Source organism: Streptomyces sp. NPDC032721, assembly GCF_055579625.1.
The window spans coordinates 182,819-203,636 of sequence record NZ_JBVIMX010000010.1; the positions used below are offsets into that span (position 1 = coordinate 182,819).

The window sequence follows — 20,818 nt, forward strand, 5'->3', positions numbered from 1 at the left end:
CCCTGCGGGCCGCACGGCCGACGGGGACGGCTGGCTGACGGGCCGGTCGGAGCCTCAGTCCCGATGCCCGGCGGCCGGTGCCTTCAGCAGTCGGTTCAGCTCGTCCTCGGCCTCCTCGTACCCGGCGTCGGCGATGCGTTGCAGCTCGCGCAGGTCGCCGTCGAGGGCCGCGCGTCGGGTGAGGAGCAACCCCGCGTGCAGGGAGCCCTCGTCCAGCAGTTCGCTCAGTTCGTCCAGGTCGTCGGCCTTGTCGGCGAGGTCGGCCAGTCGGTCCAGGGCGGTCTCGTTGCCCGCGTCCGCCAGCTCGCGCAGGGTCTCCCGGTCGGTGTTCGTGTTCTCCATGCCGCCATCCTGCGACCCTGCCCCAGGGGAAAGGTCAAGTGGCACGATGACCGGGTGCTCACCATTGGACAGCTGGCCAAGTACGTCGGGGTGTCGACCAAGACCGTTCGCGTCTATCACGACAAGGGGCTGCTCCCCGAGCCCGATCGCGATGCATCCGGCTACCGGCGGTACGGCGCGAACGACGCCATCGACCTGATCAAGATCCGGACGCTCGCCGAAGCCGGGGTCCCGCTGGCCCGCATCCGGGGCCTGAGGTCGGCGAGCGACGAGGAGTTCCAGCAGGCGCTGCACGAGATCGACGACGGGCTCACCGCCAGGATCCGTGGCCTGCGCGCCACGCAAGGCCGTCTGCGCGAGCTCGCCGCCGGGCGGCTGGCACCGCTGCCCCCCGAGGTCCGCGCCCATCTGGAGGACCTGGCCGGGTGGGGATTCACCGCTCGGTGGGTGGACCTGCAACGCGACCTGTGGATCCTCGTCTTCGCCACCCACCCTGACCTCGCGCCCACCCTGTTCCACGACCAGGCCGAGACCCTGGCCGATCCGGCGCTGCGGCAGCTCTTCCGCGACTACGACCAGGCGCACGACCTCGACGCCGATGATCCCCGTATCGATGTCCTCGCCCGCCGCATCGTCGGGGCGACCCATGAACGCTACGGAACCGACGCCCCGCCCCAACTGGATGCGGTCTCCGAGATCCCCGCCCTCATCCAGGGAACGGTCAACGCCTCCTCCCCGGCGTGGCAGCGGCTCGACACCCTCATCCGCACGCAGTTGGGTGCCTGACTCGGCCCGCAGGTGCTCACAAGCGGTTGCCCGGCACTCGCTCGCCGACTGCTGGCAGATTCCAGTACTCAGTGATACGTTGTAGTGGTACTCGGCACTACGGAGTACCGAGGTCGAGGAGGATTCGCAGTGGACGACCTTACGGAGATGTTGAAGGGCACCCTCGAAGGGTGCGTGCTCGAAATCATCGCCAGCGAGGAGACCTACGGGTACGCCATCACCCGCCGGCTGAACGAGCTCGGCTTCACCGACGTCGTCGAGGGGACGGTCTACACCATCCTGATGCGGCTGGAGCGGAACAAACTCGTCCAGGTGACGAAACGCCCCTCCGGGGTCGGACCGCCGCGCAAGTTCTACGCGCTCAACGACGCCGGACGCGAGGAACTCGCGAAGTTCTGGGCGAAGTGGAGTTACGTCTCCTCACATATCAACAGGCTCAAGGAGGGCGGGAAATGAACTTCTGGGAGACCATCACGGGCAGCGATCTCACCAGGGAGTGGAAGGCGTTCGAAGCACGGGCCTCGGCCCTGCCGGACGACTACCGGGCAGCGTGGGAACAGATCAAGGTCCACCTCATGCCCCACGGTGACTTCACCGGCCGCAACCTGATGCCGATCCTCGACTCCGCCCTCGGGCTGCTCGAAGAGACGGCGGCGGACGGACAGAGCGTCCCCGAGGTGCTCGGCGACGACGTCCCGGGCTTCTGTACGGCGCTGGCCGGTGGAGAAGGGGCTCGCACCTACCGCGACCGGTGGCGCGAGCAGTTGAACAGGAACGTCGCCAGGAAACTGAGCCGGCTGGGAGGCTGACATGGGCATCCAGGACATCATCGAGGGCAAGAAGCAGTGGCGGGCGCACACCGCCCGGGTCAAGGCGCTGCCGCCGGACTACCAGATCGTCTACAAGGAGATGCAGAAGTACTTGTTCAAGGTCGGGCCGGTGGACCTGCCGGACGGGCCCCTGCTCCCCGGGATCGTCGACTTCTTCGAGGAGGGCGCCGCTGCGGGCAAGGGCGTCCTGGAACTCATCGGCGCGGACGTCGCCGCGTTCTGCGACGAGCTGATCAAGGACTCCCCCACCTACGCGGACGCCTACCAGGCGTCCATCGACAAGCAGGCGCGCAGCACAGGAAAGGCCGACAAGGCCAACAAGGCCAACAGGGCGGGGAACTAGCACCCGCAGGCCCTGTCCGCCGGGCCACCAGGGCGCCGGACCACCGGGCCGCAGGGCCACCGGACCGCAGGGCCGCAGGGCCGCAGGGCCACCAGGGCGCCGCACCGCAGGGCCACCGGACCGCCGGACCGCCGGGCCACCGGGCCGCAGGGCCACCAGGGCCGCAGGGCCGCCGGACCACCGGACCACCGGGGCGCCGGACCACCCGGGCGCCGGGCCGCAGGGCCGCAGGGCCGCAGGGCCGCCGCACCGCCGCACCGCCGGACCACCGGGCCTCCGGGGCGCCGGACCGCCGGACCACCCGGGCGCCGGACCGCCGGACCACCCGGGCGCCGGGCCTCCGGGCCACCGGGCCTCCGGGCCACCGGGGCGCCGGACCACCGGGGCGCCGGACCACCGGGCAGGGCCCGGCCCTGCCGGTGCCGGTGCCGGTGACCGCGATGCCCCTACGGCTTCCAGCCCGCCGGCTGTGCCGGGTCCAGCAGCCGCCACTTGGCCAGTTCCTTGGGGTCCTGCGCGTCCAGCCAGTTGGTCAGTTCGCGGAAGGAGACGCAGCGCACTTCCTTGCGGCGGCAGACGTCCTTCATCACGTCCTCGACGGCGTCCATGTAGATCCCGCCGTTCCAGTCCTCGAAGTGGTTGCCGATGAACATCGGTGCCCTGCTGCCGTGGTACACCCGCTGGAATCCCGCGAGATAGGCGTCCCTGGCCTCCTTCCGCCACTCCTGGTACTTCGCCGGGTCGCCCTCGGTGCTCCCCTTCGACTGGTTGTAGAGGAAGTTGAAGTCCATGGAGAGCACCTGGAACTGCTTCTTGGGGAAGGGCAGCAGTTGCAGCGGCAGGTCCCAGATGCCGTCCTTCTTCGTGGGCCAGATCTGGAAGTCGCCCGCTGAGCTGGCGTCGTAGCGCCAGCCGAAGGGCTTGGTCGCCGGTATGAGGGTCTTCTGCCCCTCCAGGCAGGGCGCGCGTCCGCCCACGACCTCTCGGGTGGGGTCGAAGGGCAGCGGGTCGAGGTTCTTCATGCCCGTGTTCGTCTTCCAGTTCTGCACGAAGGAGTAGAACTGGTCGATCTCCGACGTCCACTCCGCCGAAGTCCAGTCGCCGCCGCCCTTCTTGCCGCAGAAGTGCCCGTTGAAGTGCGACCCGATCTCGTTGCCCTCCTTCCAGGCCCCGCCGAGCTGCTCCAGCGTCATCCGGATGTGCGCGTCCGTCGGGTACGAGATCGCCGCCGAGCCGGTCTTGTGCTGCGGCGGTGCGTACAGGCTCTTCTTCTCCTTCGGCAGCAGGTAGATGCCGGTGAGGAAGAACGTCATGTTCGCGTTGTTCTCCTTCGCCACGCGCCGGAAGCGGGAGAACAGCCGATCGTCGCTCTCCAGCGCGCCGTCCCAGGAGAACACCACGAACTGGGGCGGTTTCTCACCGGGCTTGAGACGCTGTGCCTTCAACTGGCCGGGCTGCGGGCCGGTGTAGGACGTGGAGCCGTCCCCCAGCACCCGCACCTGCCCGTCCCACTTCTCCTCCTTGCCCTGGCCGGCGCCCGGCGGCTTCTTGCCCTCGGTGGGCTTCGGCGCGGCGGCGGTCGTCCTCGGTCCGGCCTGGGCGTTCGTGCCGTCGTCCGGCGAATCGTCCGAAGCGGTGACGGCGAGCGCGGTGGAGAGCGAGGCGACGAGCGCCACGGCCACACCGACACCGACGCCGGTCCTGGTGCGCATCCGAGCGCGCAGCGTGGCCGACTTCTTCCAGATCATCGCGACTGCTCCAGACAGAGGTGGGGTGAGTACGGGGGCGAAGGCTCAGCGGTGCGCTTCACGGTGGGCAGCACGGCGCGTGTCACCGCCGCAGGGCGGCCGTGTAGCGGTCCCAGATCTCCGCCGGCATCTTCCCGGCGGCCTCCGGATCCCGGCCGAACCCCTTCAGCGGCAGCGGTGCGAGGCTCTTGGTGAGGTCCATGCGGTAGACGACGACCGCCGTGGACGCCTCCTCGGTGAAGCCGACGTACCAGCGCGCGGTGTCGTCGTGCGTGACGCCCGTCTTGCCGGAGAAGTCCTCGCCGTTGAGGGTGAGCGCCTCGGTGACCTGGCCCGCCACTTCCCGGCTCAGGGCGCGCACCGCGCGCGGGCGGGGCAGCGGTACCGGCTCGCCGTTGCGGGTGATCTTCCCGACCGAGTACGGGTCCGTGTGCATGCCACCGCCTGCGAACACCCCGTACGCATTGGCCATGCGGATGGCGCTCGGGGTGGAGTTGCCCAGCGAGAAGGCGGGCACCGGCGGGCCGAAGTTGGAGGCGAGCATCCCGGACTTCAAGGCGGTCTGCCGCACCAGGTCGAGCCCGACGTCCATGCCGAGCTGGAGGAAGGGGGTGTTCGCGCCGCGTGTCACGGCCTCCCGCAGGGAGATGCGCCCGTAGGAGCGGTTGCCGTCGTTCTGGCCCTTGACCATTTTGCCGCCCCGGTCCCAGTAGGGGCCTTCCGGGGTCATCAGTGGCAGGTCGTCGTTCCCGTCGTACAAGGTCGAGGGGCTGACGGGGGTGCGGGGGCCGGTGCGCTCGCGCTGGACGCCGTGCTCCAGGGCGGCCGCGTAGACGAAGGGGGTGAACGCCGAACCGGCGGGCACCGTGGCCGTGTTGGACTCGTTGAAGGCCTGCTTCTGGAAGTCGGGGCCGCCGTACACGGCGAGTATCCGCCCGTCGGGAGCGACCGAGGAGGCGCCGAACTTGGCGTGCTTGTCGGTGTCCCTCGTCTTGGGGTCCAGGGTCTCGCGCGACTTCTTGACCGCCGCGGTGAGGGCGGCCATCCTCGGCTTCTCGAAGGTCGTGTAAATCTGGTATCCGCCGAGGTCGAAGGCCGCTTCGGGGATCTTTCCCGCGCGCTTGGCGTACGCCTCCGCGAGCTCCACCAGATAGCCGTCCTGCCCGCTGGTGGTGTTCGCCCTGGGGGTCGTTCTGGGCTCGGGGAACTTGGTGTACCGCGCCCGCTCGGCCTGGCTCAGCCTGCCGACCTCCACCATGCGGTCCAGCGTCCACTTCCACCGCTCGACGGCGCGCTTGCGGTTGGCCGGGCCCAGGGCGGGATCGTAGAGCGACGCGCCCTTGAGCAGGGCGGTCAGGAACGCGCCCTCGCTGACGTTGAGCTGCGTGACCTCTTTGCCGTAGTACGCCTGGGCGGCCCGCTGGATTCCGTAGGAACCTCGCCCGAACCAGCTGGTGTTGAGGTAGTCCTCCAGTATCTGGTCCTTGCTCCGCTGCCGGTCGAGCTTGATCGCCATGAGCATCTCGGTGAACTTGCGCGAGAAGGAGCGGTCCTGGGAGAGATAGACGTTCTTCACGTACTGCTGGGTGATGGTGGAGCCGCCCTGGGTCTCCCCACCGCCGACCGTCTGCCAGAGCGCGCGGGTGACTCCCTGGAGCGAGACGCCGTGATCCGAGTAGAAGCTGTGGTTCTCGGCGGCCAGCACCGCCCCGCGTACGTGCTCGGGGACCTTCTCCAGTCCCATCTCCTGACGGCTCACCCACCCGGTGCGCGCCATCGGCGTCCCGTCCGCCCAGTAATAGATGTTGTCCTGCTGGGTGGCGAAGGCGTTGAGGTTGTCGGGTATGTCCGTACGGGCGTACGCAACGGCGACGGTCGCCGTCAGCACGCCTATGAGCGTCGCCGCCGTACCCAGCACCTGGCGCCACGAAGGCACCCAGCGGCGCCAGCCGCGCCGCCCGGTGCGGGGGTAGTCCGGTCTCTTGGGCAGCCGTAGCTTCACGGACCGCGTTCTGGGGCGCTTCCTCCTGCCCCGCCCGGGCGCAACTACCCCACGTGCGGCCTGCGTTGCCCTGTTGAACCTGTCGTGCTTGGTCATTCCCGTCCTGCTGTATAGAGAACTCAGGCCGAAGCGTCACGGAGGGTCATGCCGCGAAGTCACGCAAAGATAACAGGAACGTGCAGGTGTCCAGCACTCACCAAGGCATGAACGGCCGGTAACAGGCGGGGATTTCGGATATGTACCCAAAGAGGGTCAGCCGGTACGGACGGTCTCGGCCGGTCGCGACCACCTCCGCCTGCACACCCGGACCAGTGGACCGGCACCGGCAGCCGGGCCGCCAGCCACGGGACGTCCGCCGCGTCGAGTGCGGCGGTGAGCCGTACCGGGTGGTCCGCGGGGAGTTCGGACACGCGCCACGCGCCTGTGCCCGCCGCGACGGCCGCGTACTCCCCGCCCATCCGTACGGTCTTCGCGCCGGCTTGGAGCGAAATGCGGCGGGTCATCGAGGCGCGGCCCCTCTTCCTCGGCCTCTTCGCCGACGACGCGCCGGCCCCTGCGGCTCCGTAACGCACACACAAGCGGCAGGCCCGGGAGGGCTTGCAGGGCCGGCTCAGCCCAGCGGGCGCGCGGGCTGTGGCGGTACCACCGCGACCGGGCAGTGCGCGTGCTGGAGTACGGCGTTGGCGGCCGAGCCGAGGAAGGTGTCGGCGCTCAGCCTGCGCCTGTGCCGCCCCACCACCAGCAGCCCGGCCTTCTGCGAGGCGATCACCAGCCGGCCCGCCGCATCGGACGCCGTGACCACCTGCTCGATCTCCACCTCCCCGTACTGCTTGACGAAGGGCCGGAGCCGGTGGCTCTGGGCCTCGATCAGGTCCGCCTCGATGTCGGGGTGGCCCTGGGCGCCCGCCCCCTCGGCGTCCCCGCCCAGCAGGGCGAGCGTCGACAGGGGCACCGGGTACGTGGTGATGACCTGGAGCCGGGCACCGCGCCGCTTCGCCTCCTCGAAGGCGAACTCCACGACGACGTCGCCGGTTTCCTCCAGCGAGAACCCGAGTACCACCGGAGCGAGTGCGTGCGCCGCGCCGTCCGCCCTGCCGTCCGCCGCCTCGGCCTCCTCGGTGCGCGCCGCGTGCGGTACGACGACCACGGGGCAGGCCGCCCGCGCGGTGCACGCACGGCTGACGGAACCGAGCAGCAGGCTGGCGAAACCGCCGCGCCCGCGCGAGCCCAGGACGAGCAGCTGCCCGCGTTCGCTCAGTGCCACCAGGCTGGAGGAGGGGCTCCCGTCGACCGTCTCGTACGTCACCGGCGGCAGCTCGGCACTGTCCTCCCGGCTCTCGATCAGCTCCCGGATGTGGGCGAGGACCGGCACGGGGTCGACCGGCGGCACGATCGGCGCCGAACCGGCCATCGGCAGCGCCTTGGTGTGGTCCGCCCTGATGTGGGCGACGAGCAACCCCGTACCTCGGCTGCGCGCTGCCGCCAGGGCCCATTCGAGGGCCCGGAGGCTGTGGTCGGATCCGTCGACTGCGGTGATCACGGGAAGGGTGTTCATGCCTCCATCCTGGGCCGGTCGGGGCACGGAGGGCAGGGACGAAGGTCCCGTGTGTCCCGTTTTCCCGAAGTGCTCCGGAGCGTGCTCCGGAGCCCGGGTAACCGGGTTGCGGGGCGGTAGGCGGCCGCGGTGGAATCGGGCGGGCCGCGCACCGGCGGCCGCCCGGGCGGGGAGGGATCGGTCATGGACGGAACGGCGGTGCTGGACAGCGTGCTGGAGCAGGCGCACGCGGTCCGGGTGAGTCCGGTGAGCGGATCCGGGGTGGCCGGGGAGCTCGGGGAGCTCAGGGAACTCCGGGTGGACCTCTCCGATCCGGCGGAGTCGGCCCGGTTCCGGACGGCGATGGCCGTGGAGTCGCTGCCCGGGTTCATGTGCATGTGCTGGGGCGACGTCTGCTTCGAAGTGCTCGACCGGACCGGCGGCCGCCTCGCGACCGTTGTCCTGCACCACGGCGCGACCCTGAGGTGGGAGCAGTGGGACGGCGACGCCACCCTCGTCGACGGCCGCCTGCTCCTGGAGTGGCTGGGCGGGCACGGCATGCCCGGCCCGCTACGGGAGTTCGAGGCCACTCAGCAGCGAGCCGAAGAAGGAACCCGCGAGGAACGCGACTGGCTCGCCGCGATGCCCGCCGGGCTGGAGGACACCGCCGACCGCATCCTCGGCCTCTCCCGCACCGGCGGCACGGCCTCCCCCGCCTTGCTCACGGAACTCACGGACCGCCTGCGCCGGACCGTCCCCGACCCGGTGGAGCGTGTGCTGGCCCTGCTCGGCTGGTACGGATCAGGCAGCGGTCGCTGCTCCGGGTATCCCGTCCACGAGGGCGTGCCCGGCGAACTCCTCGGCAGGACACCGATCGCCGACCTGCTCGCCGCCCTGGCCGACCCCCGGGCCGAGGAGCGCCACGACGCGGGCGCCGTACGGCATTTGGTGGGCTGGAAGAGCCGCCCGCACCAGAAGCGGGACGTCGCCCGCCTGCCCGAACCACTGCGCGCTCGGCTGCTGGCGCACGCCCGCCGCTCCGACGACCCCGACAAACGGGCGCGCGCGGAACGGTGGTTGGCGCCCGCGCGGGCCTGAAGGTCCCGGAGCGGTCAGCTGCCGGATCCCGAGCGCTGATCACTGGCCTCGTCGGCGTTCTCGGCGCCCGGCCCGGTCGGCGGCGCCTCGACGGGGAAGAGGATCGGGCTGATCAGGTACTGCGCGCGGTCGGGCGACGGCTCGTTGGCCAGTTGGGGTGCGATGGTCTCCCGCATCCCGGCGATCATCCCGTGCAGTTCCCCCTCGCTGAGCCAGACGGCGTGCTGCCGGTAGCCGACCAGGTCGGCCACCGGATCGGCCGCCTCGCGGTCGAGATACCCGGTGAACTCGGCGGCCAGGACCGCCAGGGCAGCGGCGAACGCACTGCGGTGGTCGTCGAGCGACAGCGAACCGGCCGTGTCCGCGTCGATCCCCGCCCGGTCGCGGCGAAGCCGGTAGCGCCGCTCGACCGCACCGCGTACGCGCCGCTCGTCGGCGATTTCCAGGACCCCGCCTGCCGCGAGCAGGTCGACGTGCCGGTAGACCGTGGCCTTCGAGACGTCGCGGATACGGGCGCACAGCTCGGCGGTGGTCAGCTCCCTGCCGCCGCACATCGCATGAACCACTCGCAACCGCACGGGGTGCGCCAAGAGTTCGAAGGCATCCATCCCACAATGATCTCACGCCATGCTACCTTTCGCATTCCTTGAGAAAGGTTGTGATGAGATGCCCGACGGCGCTTCGACGGAGTCCGTGTCCGGCTCGGAACTCGCCTGGATGCCCCCGCCCTACGCGGATCCCGACTGCTTCAGCGAGCACGAAGTCACCCTCGGCACCGTCTCGTTCACGGTGCCGGGGACAGTGAGCGTCCCCCGCGGGCAGGCGCCCGGCCCGGGTGTGGTGCTGCTCGCCGGTGGCGGGCCCTTCGACCGCGACGAGACCTGCGGGCCGAACAAGCCGCTCAAGGACCTGGCTTGGGGACTCGCCAGCCGGGGGGCGACGGTGCTGCGCTTCGACAAGGCGACGTACGCGCAGGGCGATGCGCCACCAGTAGCACCAGAGCTGACGATGACTCAGGAGTACGTACCGCACGCCGTCGCCGCGGTCGGCCTGCTCCGCGCCCACCCCTCGGTCGACCCCGAACGGGTCTTCGTCCTCGGCCACAGCATGGGCGGCAAGGTCGCCCCCGCCGTCGCCGCCGCCGAGCCCGCGGTGGCGGGCCTGGTGATCATGGCAGGCGACACCGAGCCGATGCACCACGCCGCCGTCCGCGTCGTCCGCCACCTCAACACCCTGCTCCCCGACCAGGTTCCGTCCACACTCATCGAGACCTTCCAGCGGCAGGCCGCCCTGGTCGACAGCGCCGGGCTCGCACCCTCGACCCCCGCAGCGGATCTGCCGTTCGGTCTATCCGCGCCGTACTGGCTGGAACTGCGCGACTACAACCCGGTCGCGATCGCGGCCGCGCTCGCCGACGACAAGCCGATCCTCGTCCTCCAAGGAGGACGCGACTACCAAGTCACCGTCGCCGACGACCTGGTGCGCTGGCGGACGGGCCTGGCCGACCGCCCGGAAGTCGACATCCGCGTCTACGAGGCCGACAACCACCTGTTCTTCCCCGGCACGGGACCCTCCAGCCCCACCGAATACGTATCCCCGCAGCACGTCGACCCCGCCGTCATCACCGACATCGCCAACTGGCTGAACCCCGGCCGGGCATCTCAGTAGCGAGAGGACTCCATGAGTTTCGACATCTTCGTGTGCCGCTTCGAGAACGGCGAGCCGGCACCCCTGGACATGAACGCCGCCCACGAGGTCCTCGACCCCTACGCCGTGGCGCCGGACCCCGGAGCGGACTTCCTGCAGTTGCGTACGGGGGACGGGGAGGAAGCGGATGTGTACCTCACCGGCCCGGGCAGCATCACCTTCAACCACTTCGGCGGGGGCGGGATCATGAACCTCCTGGCCGTCCTGCTGCGCCGACTGGATGCCGTGCTCATCGTCCCGGGCGGCCCGGCCATGATCCAGCGGGACGAGGACCGCGAGCACCTGCCCGCCGCCCTCAGGGACGAGTGCCCGGTCGTGGTGGCCCGTACCGGACCGGAGATCGACCGGGCGATCCGGGCGTCCTGAACGCACGGGCGCGCTCCACCCGTGGTCGAGGAGGTCGCAGGCGATGCCGACGGCTCGTTCGGGGTCGTCGGCGCGGTGGGCGAGGGGGGAGGTCTCCAGCGCGAAGCGGGCCAGGGCGGCACTGCGCAGGTCGTCCGGCGCGGCGCCGAGGGACTGGGCGACGGCACCCGCGAGGGCGTCCTCGTTCCCCGCTCCGTCGAAGCGGCCGAGGGAGCCGCCGAAGGCATCGACGGCGCCTTCGCTCCCGACAGCGCCGAGCGGACCCTCGCCCACATGACCACCCACCACTGACACCCGCCCACCCCCTCCGCCCGGGTTCCGCTTCCGAAACACCCGAAGCGGTGGCCGACCCGCAAGGGAGCGACCACCGCCCGGCACGACCGGGAGCTCGCGGAGCGGGACTACGACGACGATGACAGCGTTGTCATTGGTGCCGCTCGCGAGCCCCTTCACCTACGGCGTGTAGATGGCATTGCTGCCGTACAACTCCTTGGTGAACGCCGAGACATCGGCACTGCGATCGGTTCCGTCGAGGTTGTACGTCAGGTAGACGCCGTATCCCCCGCTGACGGTACGGCGGGCCAGGTCGGCGGCCGTGGCCCGGGAGGTTCCGCCGATCTCGACGGCCGCCGGTGACAGCTTCGACTTGGGCAGGGCGATTGCCGGGACCTGCCAGGTTCCGTAGTACGGGTTCCAGGCGTAGTCGAACTTGGAGGAGATGTTGACGCCGCCGTAGGAGAGCCGCGTCGCGGCCGGGCCGATGTTGTAGAGGCTGATGATCTTGCCCGGCATGTTCGCGCGCAGCGCCGTCACCAGGTGCACGAACGAGCTGGCGTTGGGCTGGCCGGTGCCGTTCTTCCCGTACTCGGCGTACTCGTCGTCGAAGTCGATGCCGTCGAGCCCGTACTTGCCGACGGTGTCCGACATCTGCTTGGCGAACGCCGAAGCCGCCTGCTGGGACGGGAAGTTGGCGAAGCCCGCGCCTTGGTGGTTGCCGAGCACCGAGAGGACGACCTTGATGCCCTTCCGCTGGAGCGGCCGTATCTCCGTGACAGCGTTGTCAAGAACGCGCTGCACGTTCTCGTTGAAGTGCAGGTACGCCGCCTTCTTGGTCGTGTCGTAGTTGATGTTCGCCGCGAAGATCACGGCGACGTCGAAGACGTTGTCGCCGTTGGCGAGGGTGTACTTGCCGACGTTGCGCATGCTGTTGTTGTTCACCTCGACGTACGCCACCGAGGTCGGGCCCTGCTTCTTCGGAACGGGGGCTGGGGCCGGAGCCGGGGCGGGGGCCGCTGCCGCGCCGGCCGTGGTGATGGTGCCGAAGGTGAGAGCGGCGACGGCCGAGAGCGCGAACGCCGCCGTCCGCGCCCTGCCGCGTACCAGACTGAACATCGTTGATCGGTCTCCCTCGCGTAGGTCGGCGCCCAACCTGGTCGAACGCGCCGACTGAGTGCTCAGAGTTTTCCGCCCCTGTGACCGAATCCGGAGAGGCGGGAGTGAACTCTTCACAACCTCCACCCACGCCGCACGGCACACCACACCCTGATACGGGGACTGACCTCGGCGTTATCCCGGGGTCGGTACGGTGCCCGGGGCGGGGGACGTCGTGGTGCGACGCGGGGCGCGAAGGGGTAGTTGTGGCCGAGGTGAGTGACGAGCTGATCCGTGCGGTGCCCGGGATGCTGAGGGCGCACGCGGAGCGCCGGGGAGGCGCGACCGCCTTCCAGGATGCGCGGCGGCGGGTGACGTACCGGGAGCTGGAGAACCGGACCGCCCGACTGGCGGGACAGCTGGCGGAGCTGGGCGTGCGGCGCGGGGACCGGGTGGCGCTCCTGCTGGGCAACCGCGTGGAGTGGGTGGAGAGTTGCCTGGCGGTGCTGCGCGCGGGAGCGGTGGGGGTGGCCCTCGACCCCGGGGCGGCCGATGCGGAACTGGCGTACTTCCTCGACGACTGCGGGGCGGTCGCGATCGTCACCGAGGAGGCGTTGCTGCCCAAGGTCGTCCAACTGGCCGCCGGGCGTGACTGGTTGAGCGTCGTGGTGGTGGCCGATGCGGATGCCGGGGCGGGCGAAGTGCCTGCGGACACGATCGCGTTCGAGGAGCTGGTCCGGGCGGAACCGGAGTTGCCGCCCCGCGACGACCTCGGCATGGACGAGCCCGCGTGGATCCACTACACGTCGGGCACCACCGGGACGAGCAAGGGCGTGGTCTCCAGCCAGCGGGCCTGGCTGTGGTCGGTGGCCGCGGCCTACGTACCGCTGTGGGGTCTTGGGCCGCAGGACCGGATGCTGTGCCCGCTGCCGGTGTTCCACGCGTACGCACACTCGTTGTGCCTGATGGGCGTGGTCTCGGTGGGGGCGAGCGCGTACCTGCTCGGCCGGGGCGCGAGCGTCGCCCGGGCACTTGCCGAGCAGTCGTTCACCGTCGTTGCCGGGGTGCCGGCCACGTACCACCTCCTGGTGGAGTCGATGCGTGAGGGACGCCAGGGGCGGGAGGGACTGGCAGGGCCGGCGGGGCGTGACGGGCGTGAGGGCCCGCGACCGCTGCCCGGGCTGCGGCTCTGCGCGACCGCGGGTGCACCGTGTCCTCCCTCGCTGCAAGCGGACGTCGAGGAGTTGCTCGGCGTGCCGTTGCTCGACGGCTACGGCTCCACCGAGACCTGCGGGAAGATCGCCGTAAAGCCGCTCGACCGGACCGGGAACGACGAGTCCGGCTGGCTGCCGGTGCCCGGGGTCGAGGTCCGGCTGACCGGTTCCGAAAGCGGCGAGCAGACCGCCGACGGAGGCGAGGGCGAGATCTGGGTACGCGGTCCGAGCCTGATGGTCGGGTACCACGGCCGTCCGGACGAGACCGCGCGGGCGTTCCGGGACGGCTGGTACCGGACCGGCGACCTCGGCCGTCTCCTCCCGCACGGCCGACTCCAAGTCACCGGCCGCGTAAAGGAATTGATCATCCGGGGCGGTGAGAACATCAACCCGGCCGAGGTCGAGCGGGTGCTGCTGGACTGCCCCGGTGTCGCGGACGCGGCCGTCGTCGGCAGGCCGCACGACGCGCTGGGCGAGGTGCCCGTCGCGTTCGTGGTGCCGGGCCCGGACGGCGTCGACCCCGAGCGGGTGCGTGCCCACTGCCGGGATCGGCTGTCGGGCTTCAAGGTGCCCGACGAGGTGTACGCGACCGACGCCCTGCCCCGTACGGCCACCGCCAAAACCGACCGACCGGCGCTGGCGCGGCAGTTGGCCGAGCGAGTCGTGGCCGAGCGGGAGTCCGCCGCGTCCGCGCTGCGCGGGCGGCTGCTGGACCTGGCACCGGCCGGGCGCTACGACGCCGTACTGCGCATGGTTCTCGACCGGACGGAGCGGACGTGCGGTGGGCCTGCGGGGGCCCTGGAGTCCGGCGCGACCTTCACCTCCTTCGGGCTCACCTCGCTCGGGGGTGTCCTGCTGCGCGACCGGCTCGGCGCGGCGACCGGGCTCGCCCTGCCCGCGACCTTGGTGTTCGACCATCCGACGCCCGCCGCCGTGGCCGAGTTCCTGACCGAGGCACTGTTCGGCGGTGGCCACCCGGGCCCGGCAGCCCGTACGAGCGTGAGCAACTCCCGTACGAGCGCGAGTAAATCCCCTATCAGCGTGAGCAACTCCCTTACGTCGTCCGACGATCCGGTGGCGATCGTCGGCATGGCGTGCCGCTATCCGGGGGGCGCGGAGGACGTGGCCTCCCCCGAGGACTTGTGGCGCCTGGTCGCGGACGGCACGGACGCGACCTCGGACTTCCCCGCCGACCGTGGCTGGGACCCGGCCGCGCTCTTCGACCCCGATCCGGACCGGCTCGGCACCTCCCTCACCCGGCGCGGTGGATTCCTGCGCGGGGCAGCCGACTTCGACGCGGCCTTCTTCGGGATGTCCCCCCGGGAGGCGCTGGCCACCGATCCGCAGCAGCGGCTGCTTCTTGAGGCCTCCTGGGAGGTCTGCGAGCGGGCGGGCATCGATCCGGCGGCCCTGCGCGGCAGCGACACCGGCGTGTTCGTCGGCCTGATGCACGCCGACTACGGCGGGCGCTTCCTGCACCGCGGGCCGCACGAACTGGAGGCGCATCTCGCGCTGGGCTCGGCGGGGAGCGTGGCGTCGGGCCGCATCGCGTACAGCCTGGGCCTGCGCGGGCCCGCCGTCACGTTCGACACGGCCTGCTCGTCGTCGCTGGTGGCGATGGACTCGGCCGCGCGGGCGCTGCGGTCCGGCCAGTGCGCGCTGGCGGTGGCCGGAGGAGTCACGGTGATGTCGACCCCGGCGCCCTTCGTCGCGTTCAGCAGGCTGCGCGGGGTGGCGCCGGACGGCCGGTGCAAGTCGTTCTCGGCGGCGGCCGACGGTGCGGCCTGGTCGGAGGGCGTCGGGATGGTCCTGCTGGAGCGGCTGTCCGACGCCCGGCGCAACGGCCATCCGGTGCTGGCGCTGCTGCGCGGCTCGGCCGTCAACTCCGACGGCGCCTCCAACGGGCTCACCGCGCCCAGCGGTCCGGCCCAACAAGAGGTGATCCGGCTGGCCTTGGCCGACGCAGGTCTGTCCCCTGCCGACATCGACGCGGTCGAGACGCACGGCACCGGCACCGCGCTCGGCGACCCCATCGAGGCCCAGGCACTGCTGGCGGTGTACGGGCACGAACGGCCCGCCGAGCGGCCGCTGTGGCTCGGCGCGCTGAAGTCCAACATCGGACACACCCAGGCTGCCGCCGGGGTCGGCGGTGTCATCAAGACCGTCCTGGCGATGCTGCACGGGCGGCATCCGCGCATGCTGCACTGCGAGGAACCGTCGCCGCGCGTGGACTGGTCGTCGGGCGCCGTACGGCCGGTGACCCGGGAGCGGGAGTGGAGTCCGGCGCGGCCCGGCAGTCCGCGCCGGGCGGGGGTCTCGGCGTTCGGGATCAGCGGGACCAACGCGCACGTGATTCTGGAGGAGGCGGAGGTTCCGGAGGAGGACGTGAACGGGCGGCCGGCCCCGGGCACCCGTACGCCGTGGCAGCAGGCGCCGCCGCCGGTGCTGCTGTCCGGCGCGGACCCGGAAGCGCTGCGCGCGCAGGCCCGGCGGACCGCCGCCCTGCTGCGGGAGCAGCCCGAACTGCCCCTGCTGGACGTCGCGTTCTCGCTCGCCACGACCCGGGCCGCCCTCTCCCACCGGGCGGCGGTGACCGGCACCGCCGACCGCGCGGCACTGCTGACCGCCCTGGATGCCTGGGCGGCGCCCGGCACAGCTCCCGCCCGGGCGGTCCCGGCCGACGGGCGGCTGGGTCTGCTGTTCTCCGGACAGGGTGCTCAACGGCCGGGAATGGGGCGGGAGTTGTACGACACCTTTCCAGTCTTCGCCGCCGCCTTCGACGCCTTGTGCGAGCGGTTCGACGCGTACGACACCTACGACATGCGCGACACGCACGACATGCGCGACACGCACGACATGCGCGACGGCTTCGGCGGCAGCCAGCTGGAGTGCCCGCTGCGGGAGGTGCTGTGGGCGGAGCCGGGCGCCCCCGAGGCCGCGCTGCTGGAGCGTACGGATGTCACGCAGGCGGGGCTGTTCGTCTTCGAGGTCGCGCTGTTCCGGCTGCTGGAGTCGTGGGGCGTACGGCCCGACGTACTGGCCGGGCACTCGATCGGCGAGCTGGCGGCGGCCCACGCTGCGGGCATCCTGTCGGAGCGGGACGCCGTGGAGCTGGTGGCGGCCCGGGGGCGCCTGATGCGTCAACTCCCCGGGAACGGGGCGATGGTGGCCCTGGATGCCGCTGAGGAGGAGGTGGCGGAGGCGCTGGCGGACCTTGACCGTGCGGACCGGTCGGCTGTCGCGGTCGCGGCCGTGAACGGTCCTCGCTCGGTGGTCGTCTCCGGAGCGGAGTCCGCCGTACTGGCCGTCGCCGACCACTTCGCCCGGCTCGGCCGCCGCACCACGCGGCTGCGGGTCGGCCATGCCTTCCACTCCCCCTTGATGGAGCCGATGCTCGCCGAATTCGGCCGCGTGGCGTCGCGGTTGACGTACCGCGCGCCGCGCATCCCGGTGGTGTCGGCGCTCACCGGACGGCCGGCCGCCGGGGACGACCTGCGCTCGGCCGCGTACTGGGTGCGGCACGTCCGCGAGACCGTGCGCTTCGGGGAGGCGCTGCACCGCCTTGCGCACGACGAACGGGTCACGGCCTTCGCGGAGATCGGCCCCGGCGCACCGCTCACGGCGGCGGCCCTCGCCCACCCCGACCTGGCCCGGGAGGGCCGGGCGCCGCTGTTCACCGCTTTCGTACGCACCGGAGAGCGGGAGTCCGCGGCGGCCCTGGCCACGCTCGCCCAGCTGTACGCGCACGGCGTGGCGGTGGACTGGCGGCAGGTGTACGCGGACAGCGGAGCCCGCCGCGTCGACCTGCCGACGTACCCCTTCCAGCGGCAGCGCCACTGGCTGACCGAAACCGCATCCCCGGCCGGGGACGACCGGGCTCACCCGCTGCTGGCGCGGCCGACCACCGTGCCCGGTACGGAACGCCTGCTGTGCACCGGCCACTTGTCCGGTGCGGCCCAGCCGTGGCTGCGCGACCACGTGGTTGGCGGGCTGTCGCTCGTACCCGGTGCGGCGGTCGCCGAGATGGTGCTCCACGCGGGCGAGGCGTGCGGCCTCGACGTACTGGAGGACCTCGCCCTGCTCGCCCCGCTGGTCCTCCCGCACGACCTCGGTAACCGTATCCAGGTCCAGGTCGCCCTCGGGGAACCGGACGGCTCCGGCTGCCGCGTGGCCGACGTGCACTCGCGCCCGGAGGAGTCGGGGGCCCTCGGTGCCTGGACGCACCACGCGACGGGCCGGCTCGGCCCTGCCACCGCGCGGCCGGGCACAGGCGCGGGCACAGACTCCGCCACAGACACAGACACAGACACAGACACCGACGCCTTCGCGCCATGGCCTCCCCCGGGAGCGGTGCCCGTGGAACTCACCGGTGCCTACGCACGCCTGGCCGACGCCGGTTACGCGTACGGCCCGGCCTTCCAGTGCGTCACCGCCGCCTGGCGGCGGGACGAGGAGTTGTTCGCCGAGGTACGGCTGCCGGAGTCGGCAACGGCCGATGCCGCGCGGTACGCCCTCCATCCCGCGCTCCTCGACGCCGCGCTGCACGCCGAGGTGCTCGCCGCCCCGCCTGCCGGTGGTCCCGCCCGGCTCCCGTTCGCCTGGCGCGGTACGGCGGTCTACGCCACCGGCGCGACCGAGCTGCGCGTACGGCTCCGCGCCACGGGGCCGGACACGGTCACGGTGGACCTCGCCGACCTCGCGGGCAGGCCGGTGGCCCGCGTGGAGTCACTGACCGCGCGGCCGGTCCCGGACTCCGTCGATGCCGTGACGGCGGGATTGGGCGCGGCCTCGGGCCTGTACGAACTGCGCTGGACCGAGGTCGAGACACCAGCGGACGGCCCGTCCCTGACCGTGTCCGAACCGGACGACCTGGACCTGCGTACGTCACTGCTCTCGCAGCCCTCGCATCCCTTGCAGTCCTCGCTGCCCACCGCTCCGGGAGCCACCCGCGAGACGGTCGTCGTCTCGCTGTCCGGCCCGTCGTCGGCCACCACCGATACCGATCCGGCGGCCGACACCCACACCATGACCACGCGCGCCCTGGAACTGCTGCGGTCCCGACTGTCCGGCCCCGCAGCACCCGGTACACAATTGGTCGTGGTGACCCGCAACGCCACGGGACCTGCACCCGACCTGCCCGCCGCCGCGGTGTGGGGCCTGGTGCGTGCCGCGCAGTCGGAGTATCCCGGCCGCCTTACGGTCGTGGACACGGACGGCAGCCCCGATTCGCTGCGCCTGCTGCCCGCCGCGCTGGCCACGGGCGAACCCCAACTCGCCCTTGCGGAAGGCACGGTGCGCGTCCCACGCCTCGCGGTGGCCGAGTCGCTGCCCGACGAGGACCCCGACCAGACCTCCACCTTCGCGAACAACGGCACCGTCCTCCTCACCGGCGGCACCGGCTCCCTGGGCAGCCTGCTGGCCCATCACCTCGTACGCAGGCACAAGGTCCGCCATCTGGTCCTCCTCAGCCGCCAAGGCCCCCAGGCGGCAGGAGCCCAACGACTGCGCACCGCGCTGGAAGACGCGGGAGCCCGCGTGGACCTGATCGCCTGCGACGCCGCCGACCGCGCCCGACTGGCCACTGTCATCGACGAGTACGCACCCGGCCTGACCGCCGTAGTACACGCCGCCGGGGTACTGGACGACGGTGTGCTGGAGTCACTCACGCCCGAGCGGTTCGCGACGGTGCTCCGGCCGAAGGCGGACGCGGCCTGGAACCTGCACGAACTGACGGAACACCTCCCCCTGTCGCACTTCGTGCTCTTCTCCTCGGCAGCCGCGGTGCTGGGCCATCCCGGCCAGGCCAACTACGCGGCCGCCAACGCCTTCCTGGACGCCCTCGCACACCACCGCACGGCCCAGGGCCTGCCCGCGCTCTCCCTCGCCTGGGGGCCGTGGGACGACGGGGACGGAATGGCGGCGCGCACCGACCTAGCGGACCGAGCCCGGGGCGACGTACTGCGCGCGGTCTCGCCGGAGCAGGGCCTGGCGATGTTCGACGCCGCACTGGACTTGCGCGTACGGACCGTGCGCGTACGGGACGTGCGCATACGGGACGTGCGCGTACGGGTCGACGGCGAGCCGGTACTCGTCCCGCTTCTCCTCGACCGTTCCCGTCCGACAACGCCCGCTGGTCTGCCGGTCCCCCCGCCGCTGCGCACGCTGCTGCGTCAGGCCCGCCCGACCGCCGGTTCCGGGGACGGCAGCCGCAACGCCGGCGGGTCGGCGACGACCGTGGCCTGGCGGGACCGGCTGTCGGCGCTCCCGGCCGCCGACCGTGGGCCCGCCGTACTGGAGCTGGTCCGTGCGGAGGTCGCCGCCGTACTCGGCCACCCGGACGCGACCGCCGTGGCTCCCGACCGCCCCTTCACCGTGCTGGGCTTCGACTCCCTGACCAGCGTGCTGCTGCGCAACCGGCTGAGCACGCTCACCGGCCTGACCCTGCCGGTCACCCTGGTGTTCGACCACCCCAACGCGGACCGGCTGGCCACCCGCCTGTACGAAGACCTGAGCACGACTCTGCACCCCTCGCCGAAACCCACCCCCACCTCCCACGGCACCACACGCCCCTCGCAGACCCTGGCGTCCCTCTACCGGCGGGTGTGCGAAACGGGCGATGTCGTATCGGCCATGCACCTGCTGGTGACCGCCTCGCTGGCCCTGCCCACCTTCGACCGCACCGACAGCACCCGGCACGCACTCGCCCCGCTGCCGCTGGCCGAAGGGACCGAAGCACCCACCCTGGTGTGCTTCCCCGGCTTCGCCACCCACCTGGGCAGGCCCTGGTACGGGGCGATGGCCCGCTCCTTCGGCGGCGAGCGGAACGTCCTGGAGATCCAGCACCCGGGTGTCGACCACGGAGACACCGTCCCGCGCGACTGGGAGACGCTGGTCAACCTGCACGCCGCCACCGTGCGCGAACACGTCGGCGACCGCCCGTACGTCATCCTCGGCTATTCGATGGGCGGTTACCCCGCCCACTCGGTGGCCGCCCGGCTCGCGGAGACGGGCACGCCGCCGTCCGCCCTGGTCATCGTCGACACGTACCACGTGACGCCGGACCGCGAGGACGAACCGTGGCTGCTCGCGATGCCCGCGAGGCTCGCCCTCCAGCGGGGCGAACGGTTCGACGAGGTGGTGGACGACATGTCCATGGCCGCGCTGGGCGCCTACACCCGCATGACCCGCGGCTGGCAGCCGCCCCCCACGGGCATCCCCACGCTGGTGGTCCACGCCACGGACCCGCTGCCACGGACCCCCGGCGGACACAAGGCCCCGGCCGACGACCACCGAACCTCCCCCTGGCCGGATCCTCACGACACCGTGGAGGTCCCCGGCAACCACTGGAGCATCAACGAGGAGCACGCGGACCGGACGGCGGACGCGATCCGCGCCTGGCTCAACGCCCACCCCGCCCCAACGGCCCCGGACACCCCGGACAGTAAGCCCGCCTGAAGGGGACGGCCGGACCACAACA

The 20,818-nt window shown here is 71.8% G+C and carries 16 protein-coding genes; 10 read left to right on the forward strand and 6 right to left on the reverse strand.

What is annotated here, in order from left to right; genetic code table 11:
- Positions 1 to 54: 54 nt before the first annotated feature.
- On the reverse strand, positions 55 to 342 hold the full coding sequence (locus ACZ5PB_RS22165; protein ID WP_468693428.1) for a hypothetical protein: 288 nt from the start codon (positions 340 to 342) through the stop codon (positions 55 to 57).
- A gap of 54 nt (positions 343 to 396) precedes the next feature.
- Here ACZ5PB_RS22165 and ACZ5PB_RS22170 point away from each other — a divergent pair, with 54 nt between their 5' ends.
- From ACZ5PB_RS22170 to ACZ5PB_RS22185, 4 genes are all read left to right on the forward strand, one after another.
- Positions 397 to 1,128, forward strand: coding sequence for a MerR family transcriptional regulator (locus ACZ5PB_RS22170; protein ID WP_468693429.1), 732 nt, complete (start codon positions 397 to 399; stop codon positions 1,126 to 1,128).
- A 129-nt stretch (positions 1,129 to 1,257) separates the two neighbouring features.
- Entirely contained in the window at positions 1,258 to 1,584 is a 327-nt protein-coding gene (locus ACZ5PB_RS22175; RefSeq protein ID WP_468693430.1) for a PadR family transcriptional regulator, read from the forward strand.
- Positions 1,581 to 1,937 carry a DUF1048 domain-containing protein gene (locus ACZ5PB_RS22180; protein WP_468693431.1) on the forward strand — a complete coding sequence of 119 codons (357 nt, stop codon included), beginning with the start codon at positions 1,581 to 1,583 and terminating at the stop codon, positions 1,935 to 1,937. The genes ACZ5PB_RS22175 and ACZ5PB_RS22180 overlap by 4 nt, the downstream gene beginning before the upstream one ends.
- A gap of 1 nt (position 1,938) precedes the next feature.
- Positions 1,939 to 2,301, forward strand: coding sequence for a DUF1048 domain-containing protein (locus ACZ5PB_RS22185; protein ID WP_468693432.1), 363 nt, complete (start codon positions 1,939 to 1,941; stop codon positions 2,299 to 2,301).
- Between the two features lie 446 nt (positions 2,302 to 2,747).
- On the opposite strand, the gene ACZ5PB_RS22190 is transcribed toward ACZ5PB_RS22185, so the two are convergent.
- Positions 2,748 to 4,049, reverse strand: coding sequence for a polysaccharide deacetylase family protein (locus tag ACZ5PB_RS22190; protein ID WP_468693433.1), 1,302 nt, complete (start codon positions 4,047 to 4,049; stop codon positions 2,748 to 2,750).
- A gap of 82 nt (positions 4,050 to 4,131) precedes the next feature.
- A complete protein-coding gene (locus ACZ5PB_RS22195; protein ID WP_468693434.1) occupies positions 4,132 to 6,147 on the reverse strand; it encodes a transglycosylase domain-containing protein in 2,016 nt (671 codons plus the stop codon).
- Between the two features lie 276 nt (positions 6,148 to 6,423).
- Here ACZ5PB_RS22195 and ACZ5PB_RS22200 point away from each other — a divergent pair, with 276 nt between their 5' ends.
- Entirely contained in the window at positions 6,424 to 6,618 is a 195-nt protein-coding gene (locus tag ACZ5PB_RS22200; protein ID WP_468693435.1) for a hypothetical protein, read from the forward strand.
- A gap of 43 nt (positions 6,619 to 6,661) precedes the next feature.
- On the opposite strand, the gene ACZ5PB_RS22205 is transcribed toward ACZ5PB_RS22200, so the two are convergent.
- Positions 6,662 to 7,606, reverse strand: coding sequence for a universal stress protein (locus tag ACZ5PB_RS22205; RefSeq protein ID WP_468693436.1), 945 nt, complete (start codon positions 7,604 to 7,606; stop codon positions 6,662 to 6,664).
- A 183-nt stretch (positions 7,607 to 7,789) separates the two neighbouring features.
- On the opposite strand from ACZ5PB_RS22205, the gene ACZ5PB_RS22210 reads away from it, so the two are divergent.
- Positions 7,790 to 8,683, forward strand: coding sequence for a hypothetical protein (locus ACZ5PB_RS22210; protein WP_468693437.1), 894 nt, complete (start codon positions 7,790 to 7,792; stop codon positions 8,681 to 8,683).
- A gap of 14 nt (positions 8,684 to 8,697) precedes the next feature.
- Here the strand turns inward: ACZ5PB_RS22210 and ACZ5PB_RS22215 are convergent, their stop codons facing one another.
- Complete coding sequence (locus tag ACZ5PB_RS22215; RefSeq protein ID WP_468693438.1) at positions 8,698 to 9,291, reverse strand: helix-turn-helix domain-containing protein; 594 nt, start codon at positions 9,289 to 9,291, stop codon at positions 8,698 to 8,700.
- A 58-nt stretch (positions 9,292 to 9,349) separates the two neighbouring features.
- Here ACZ5PB_RS22215 and ACZ5PB_RS22220 point away from each other — a divergent pair, with 58 nt between their 5' ends.
- From ACZ5PB_RS22220 to ACZ5PB_RS22230, 3 genes are read left to right on the forward strand one after another with little or no spacing between them, the layout of a single operon-like run.
- Positions 9,350 to 10,351 carry an alpha/beta hydrolase family protein gene (locus ACZ5PB_RS22220; protein ID WP_468693439.1) on the forward strand — a complete coding sequence of 334 codons (1,002 nt, stop codon included), beginning with the start codon at positions 9,350 to 9,352 and terminating at the stop codon, positions 10,349 to 10,351.
- 12 nt (positions 10,352 to 10,363) lie between these two features.
- Positions 10,364 to 10,756 carry a hypothetical protein gene (locus ACZ5PB_RS22225; protein WP_468693440.1) on the forward strand — a complete coding sequence of 131 codons (393 nt, stop codon included), beginning with the start codon at positions 10,364 to 10,366 and terminating at the stop codon, positions 10,754 to 10,756.
- Between the two features lie 21 nt (positions 10,757 to 10,777).
- Positions 10,778 to 11,047 carry a hypothetical protein gene (locus ACZ5PB_RS22230; protein WP_468693441.1) on the forward strand — a complete coding sequence of 90 codons (270 nt, stop codon included), beginning with the start codon at positions 10,778 to 10,780 and terminating at the stop codon, positions 11,045 to 11,047.
- Positions 11,048 to 11,209: 162 nt separating this feature from the next.
- Here the strand turns inward: ACZ5PB_RS22230 and ACZ5PB_RS22235 are convergent, their stop codons facing one another.
- Complete coding sequence (locus ACZ5PB_RS22235; protein ID WP_468693442.1) at positions 11,210 to 12,148, reverse strand: endo-beta-N-acetylglucosaminidase H; 939 nt, start codon at positions 12,146 to 12,148, stop codon at positions 11,210 to 11,212.
- Positions 12,149 to 12,435: 287 nt separating this feature from the next.
- On the opposite strand from ACZ5PB_RS22235, the gene ACZ5PB_RS22240 reads away from it, so the two are divergent.
- Entirely contained in the window at positions 12,436 to 20,796 is an 8,361-nt protein-coding gene (locus tag ACZ5PB_RS22240; RefSeq protein WP_468693595.1) for a type I polyketide synthase, read from the forward strand.
- Positions 20,797 to 20,818: the final 22 nt, after the last annotated feature.

Coding starts and splice junctions, on each gene's coding strand:
- ACZ5PB_RS22195 (WP_468693434.1), bottom strand. CDS start 6,147: ATGACCAAGCACGACAGGTTCAACAGGGCAACGCAGGCCGCACGTGGG.
- ACZ5PB_RS22220 (WP_468693439.1), top strand. CDS start 9,350: ATGCCCGACGGCGCTTCGACGGAGTCCGTGTCCGGCTCGGAACTCGCC.
- ACZ5PB_RS22240 (WP_468693595.1), top strand. CDS start 12,436: ATGCTGAGGGCGCACGCGGAGCGCCGGGGAGGCGCGACCGCCTTCCAG.
- ACZ5PB_RS22180 (WP_468693431.1), top strand. CDS start 1,581: ATGAACTTCTGGGAGACCATCACGGGCAGCGATCTCACCAGGGAGTGG.
- ACZ5PB_RS22185 (WP_468693432.1), top strand. CDS start 1,939: ATGGGCATCCAGGACATCATCGAGGGCAAGAAGCAGTGGCGGGCGCAC.
- ACZ5PB_RS22190 (WP_468693433.1), bottom strand. CDS start 4,049: ATGATCTGGAAGAAGTCGGCCACGCTGCGCGCTCGGATGCGCACCAGG.
- ACZ5PB_RS22210 (WP_468693437.1), top strand. CDS start 7,790: ATGGACGGAACGGCGGTGCTGGACAGCGTGCTGGAGCAGGCGCACGCG.
- ACZ5PB_RS22225 (WP_468693440.1), top strand. CDS start 10,364: ATGAGTTTCGACATCTTCGTGTGCCGCTTCGAGAACGGCGAGCCGGCA.
- ACZ5PB_RS22165 (WP_468693428.1), bottom strand. CDS start 342: ATGGAGAACACGAACACCGACCGGGAGACCCTGCGCGAGCTGGCGGAC.
- ACZ5PB_RS22205 (WP_468693436.1), bottom strand. CDS start 7,606: ATGAACACCCTTCCCGTGATCACCGCAGTCGACGGATCCGACCACAGC.
- ACZ5PB_RS22235 (WP_468693442.1), bottom strand. CDS start 12,148: ATGTTCAGTCTGGTACGCGGCAGGGCGCGGACGGCGGCGTTCGCGCTC.
- ACZ5PB_RS22215 (WP_468693438.1), bottom strand. CDS start 9,291: ATGGATGCCTTCGAACTCTTGGCGCACCCCGTGCGGTTGCGAGTGGTT.